Raw genomic sequence first — 4,703 nt, 5'->3', positions numbered from 1 at the left:
ACGGCCGACTGCTCGCCTACGTCACCCTTCCCGACGGCCGCCTGCTCAACCGCCTGCTGCTGGAGAAAGGGTACGCGGTGGTCTACCGCCGCTTCGATTTCCGGCTGAAGGAGGAGTTTCTGGGCGCCGAGGCCGAAGCGCAGCGCGGGAAAGTCGGGCTCTGGGCGAGATAGGGCGGCTACCCCCCCTACCCGTCCCGGACTCAAAACGGCATTAATTTGCTACCAAAGAAAAGGCCACTCTCAACATGGGGGCGACCTTTGTTGTCTGATTCGCGGCGGGTGTCAAGGTCGTTTTCGCCTCAGTCTTATCATGAAGCTTCGTTACAGAGGTCCTCTCCGGAGGGCCTTTTTCGTTCAGGGTGGCGCTGGGCGATAGCGACGGGTTCCCGATCGCATTTTGGCCCGTGCAAACCGGCGGGCAGCGGCAATTTCCACATTTCTTCCACATTTCCTGCATATTTTGGAGGTAGACTGATAATCAAGAACACCAGGGGCGTCTGCAGACGGCTCACCCCACCGGAAACTGCCAGAGACAAAGGAGATAATCATGAAGGCGTCGACCATCTTCCATCTGGCCCTCGGACTGGTCATCGTTCCGTTTCTTCTATCCGGCCTTGCCTTGTCACCGCAACAGGCTCAGGCCCAGGAGAGCGGCTATCTGGAACCGTCCGGAGCATACAGCCGGGAGGAACTCGCCCAGATGCTGGCGCCCATCGCCCTCTATCCCGATGCGCTCCTGGCCCAGCTCCTGATGGCATCGACCTATCCCATTGAGGTGATCGAGGCCGATCGCTGGGTCAGGATGCGTCCGGAGTTGAGGGGGGAGGCCCTGGATGCGATGCTTTTGGACAAGAACTGGGACCCCAGCGTCAAAGCGATCTGCCACTTCCCGTCCATTCTGGCCCTGATGAGCGAACGAATCACGGAAACCACCCACCTCGGCAACGCTTTTCTCGCCCAGGAGGCCGAGGTCATGGGCATGGTCCAGGAACTGCGGGCGCAGGCCTACGCGCGGGGCAACCTCACCACCACCTCCCAGCAGCAGGTCATTGTCGAAAGGGAGACGATCATCATCGCGCCGGCAGACCCCAGGGTCATCTACGTGCCGTACTATGATCCCTTCTCTATCTACGGTCCGTGGTGGTATCCCGCCTATCCGCCCTATTACTGGGGCCCCCGGGGGGCAAGCCTCGGTTTCGGCATTTCCTACTGGCCCAGCTATCATTTCAGTTTCGCCTTTGGCACCTGGAGCTATTTCGATTGGCACCGCCACTATATTTTCATCGATGCGCACCAGCGGCCAAAATTTGTCCGGCATGACCGGTGGCATGCAAAGCCCGGGCATTGGCAGCACGCACCCAGCCACCGACGGGGTGTCGCCTACCGCGACCAGTCCACCGCCAGGAAATTCGGGCAGTCGCCCCCCCGCTCCAGGGAGATCGGGCGCGATACCCGTGGATTTACCGAAAAACGGCAGCAGGATCTCGATCGGCGCGGGGATGACCGGACAAGGATCGACCCTGACCGGCAGGAACGGGAGCGGGTTGAGCGATCAAGGAAGTCGCTCGAACAAGCTGACCGCGATCGTCAGGGGAAGCAGCGGATCGAAAGCGACCGGCAGGAACAGCAGCGGGTTGAGCGCCCAAGGAAGGCGCTTGACCAAGCTGACCGCGATCGCCAGGGGAAGCAGCGGATGGAAAGCGGCCGGCAGGAACAGCAACGGGTCGAGCCAGACCGGAAGATGCGGCAACGGACCGACCAGGGAAAGGGTCCGCGGGAGCAGGTTGAGCGCAGGCAGCAACAGGGAAGCCGCGACACTATTTTCAACCGGGTCGAATATGGCCGAAAGGAACACCAACCAAGCGAGCGCGGCCGGACCAACCGGAAGGGCCTGGACGATGACTCCCGCGACCGGGGCCGTTCGGGCGGTGACGAGAAGGACGCCCGCGGCGACCGGGACCGCAGCAGGCGGTGAACCACCCTGACCGCCGCGGTCAGGGGTCGCCGAAATGGTCTTCAGCTTTGTCCTGCCCTCCGCGGTCGACCGACAGCAACCGACGCGAGGCAGACAGCAGCCTTCCGCGATATACCGGGAGAGAATCCGGTTCACACGTGGAGAACGGTCTCCATGGATAAACTCCCCGAAGCCGGGACCTCAGGGGTCCATATCTGGCTGAAACGGCTGGTCAAGGTCGAGCCGGAAGAAATCCGGGCGCTGTTCTGGTCGTTCAGTTACTTTTTCGCCCTGCTGTGCTCCTACTACATCGTGCGGCCGATGCGCGACGAAATGGGGATCGCCGGCGGCGTCGAGCATCTGCAGTGGCTGTTTACCGGCACCTTTCTGGCGATGCTGGCCGCGGTTCCCCTGTTCGGCTGGGTGACTTCGCGCTATCCCCGCCAACAGTTTCTCCCTCTGGTTTATCTCTTCTTCATCGCCAGCCTGCTGCTCTTCTTCGGGCTGTTCCGATCCGGAATGACCCACGCCTGGGTGGCACGCGCCTTTTTTATCTGGACCAGTGTTTTCAACCTGTTCATCGTCTCGGTCTTCTGGAGTTTCATGGCCGACCTGTTCAATGACGCGCAGGCCAAGCGCCTGTTCGGCTTCATCGCGGCCGGCGGCACTGCCGGAGCGCTGACCGGTCCCGCCCTGACCGCCACCCTGGCCATCCCCCTGGGCCCGACCAACCTGCTGCTGATCTCCGCCGCCGGCCTGGGGTGGGCGATGCTCTGCATCCATCGGCTGATCGCCTGGCGCGAGAGCATTGAACCCAAACCGGCCGCTGCCGCTCCGGATGCCGGGAAGACCCCGTCCGACGGCAGGCAGCGAGGTCTGGGCGGCGGGGCGCTGGCGGGCCTCCGGCTCGTTGCCGGCTCGCCCTACCTGCTGGGGATCTGCCTGCTGATCCTGCTCTACACGACCCTGTCGACCTTCCTCTATTTTCAGCAGGCGCAGATCGTCCGCGACAGCTTCGACGACCCGGCCAAGCGTACCACGGTCTTCGCGGCCATGGATTTCGCCGCCAACGCCCTGACCCTTGGCGGGCAGGTCTTTCTCACCAGCCGCCTCGTCAAGGCCGTCGGCCTGGGTTGGACCCTGGCCCTGGTCCCCCTGCTGCTGGCGGGCGGCTTCCTGCTGCTCGGCCTCGCCCCGCTGCTGGCGGTACTGGTCGCCGTGCAGGTGGGGCGCCGGGCCGGCAATTACGCCATCATGAAACCCGCCCGGGAAATGCTCTTCGTCGTTCTTGGCCAGGAGGAAAAGTACAAGGCGAAAAGCGTGATCGACACGGTCATCTACCGCAGCGGCGATGTGCTCAGCGCCTGGGCCTATACGGGCCTGCAGGCCCTCGGCCTCGGGCTCTCCGCCATCGCTTTCCTGGCCGTGCCGGTAGCCGGCGGCTGGGCGTGGGTCTGCTACCGGCTCGGCAGGATGCAGGAAACACGAGCAAAAGCTGAGGAGGTATCACCATGAATGCAAACGGTCATCCAATATCCCGAAGAACCTTCGTCGGCTCCCTGGCCGCCGCCCTGGCCGCCGCCTGGCTGGCTCCTGCGGGGCTGCGAGCCGCGGAAAAAACCTTGATCCGCAAGGCGATTCCCGGCACCGCCGAAACCCTGCCGGTCATCGGCCTGGGCACCTGGCAAACCTTCGACGTCGGCAGCGACGAGGCCGCCCTGTCCGGCCTCGCCGACGTCCTGCAGGCCTTCTTCGCCAACGGCGGCAAGCTGATCGACTCTTCGCCCATGTACGGCACGTCCGAGCAGGTCATCGGCGAACTGCTGAAACGCGTCGGCAACCGGGACAAGCTGTTTGCCGCCACCAAGGTCTGGACCGATGGCGAGCAGGCCGGCATCCGGCAGATGGAGGACTCGCTACGAAAGTGGGGCATCAGCCGCTTCGATCTGATGCAGATTCACAACCTGCGGGACTGGCAGACCCACCTGAAGACCCTCCGGGTCTGGCAGGTCGAAGGGAAAATCCGCTACACCGGCATCACCACCTCGCACGGCCGGTTTCATCGGGAACTGGAGGAGATCCTGGGCAACGAGCCGCTGAACTTCGTCCAATTTACCTACAATCTCGAAGACCGCGCCGCCGAGAAGCGCCTGCTGCCGCTGGCGGCCGACCGTGGAATAGCGGTCCTGATCAATCGTCCTTTCCAGGGGGGCGATCTCTTCCGCAAGGCCAAGGGCAAGGCGCTGCCGGACTGGGCCGCCGAGTTCGATTGCGCCAGCTGGGGACAGTTCCTCCTCAAGTTCATCGTTTCCCATCCTGCGGTCACTTGCGTGATTCCCGCCACGGCCAGGGTCCATCATCTGCAGGACAATATGGCGGCAGGCTTTGGCCGTTTGCCCGACACTGCCATGCGCAAAAGGATGGTGGACTATTTTGCAGCGCTGTAGAGGAGGGCTCACGGAATACGACCTGCATTCATCTCGCGAGACGGACACTTTGGAACGCTTCAGGCCATTTCTGGACCGCGGGATTATTCGGCACAGGGCAAGAGCGCGAGGCGCATCATGTTTGAGGGTTTCAGGCGCGAAAAGATCGGGGTCAACAACGTCGAGATCAACCTGGTGGTGGGCGGCAACGGTCCGCCGCTGCTGCTCCTGCACGGGTATCCGCAGACGCACCTGATCTGGCGCAAGGTCGCGCCACGGCTCGCGCAAAGGTTCACCGTCGTAGCGAGCGATCTGCGCGGA

4 protein-coding genes are annotated in these 4,703 nt (G+C 63.2%); all 4 read left to right on the top strand.

The features are described 5' to 3' along the window. Positions 1–549: 549 nt before the first annotated feature. A complete protein-coding gene (locus tag VD811_08685) occupies positions 550–1,977 on the top strand; it encodes a DUF3300 domain-containing protein (protein HXV21047.1) in 1,428 nt (475 codons plus the stop codon). Between the two features lie 153 nt (positions 1,978–2,130). Continuing rightward, positions 2,131–3,471 carry an MFS transporter gene (locus VD811_08680; GenBank protein HXV21046.1) on the top strand — a complete coding sequence of 447 codons (1,341 nt, stop codon included), beginning with the start codon at positions 2,131–2,133 and terminating at the stop codon, positions 3,469–3,471. Further along, positions 3,468–4,403, top strand: coding sequence for an aldo/keto reductase (locus VD811_08675; protein HXV21045.1), 936 nt, complete (start codon positions 3,468–3,470; stop codon positions 4,401–4,403). Before VD811_08680 ends, VD811_08675 begins: the two co-directional genes overlap by 4 nt. Positions 4,404–4,520: 117 nt before the next feature. Further along, the coding region (locus VD811_08670) for an alpha/beta fold hydrolase (GenBank protein ID HXV21044.1) at positions 4,521–4,703 on the top strand (183 nt) is incomplete at its 3' end.

Source organism: Desulfuromonadales bacterium (genome assembly GCA_035620395.1).
In the GTDB taxonomy this organism is placed as follows: domain Bacteria; phylum Desulfobacterota; class Desulfuromonadia; order Desulfuromonadales; family DASPGW01; genus DASPGW01.
Note: the sequence above shows the minus strand (reverse complement) of the source record. Positions and strands in the feature narration are given on the sequence as shown.

Bases quoted from the DNA above. Each gene is read 5' to 3' on its own strand.
- VD811_08675 (HXV21045.1), top strand. From the start codon at position 3,468: ATGAATGCAAACGGTCATCCAATATCCCGAAGAACCTTCGTCGGCTCC.
- VD811_08680 (HXV21046.1), top strand. From the start codon at position 2,131: ATGGATAAACTCCCCGAAGCCGGGACCTCAGGGGTCCATATCTGGCTG.
- VD811_08685 (HXV21047.1), top strand. From the start codon at position 550: ATGAAGGCGTCGACCATCTTCCATCTGGCCCTCGGACTGGTCATCGTT.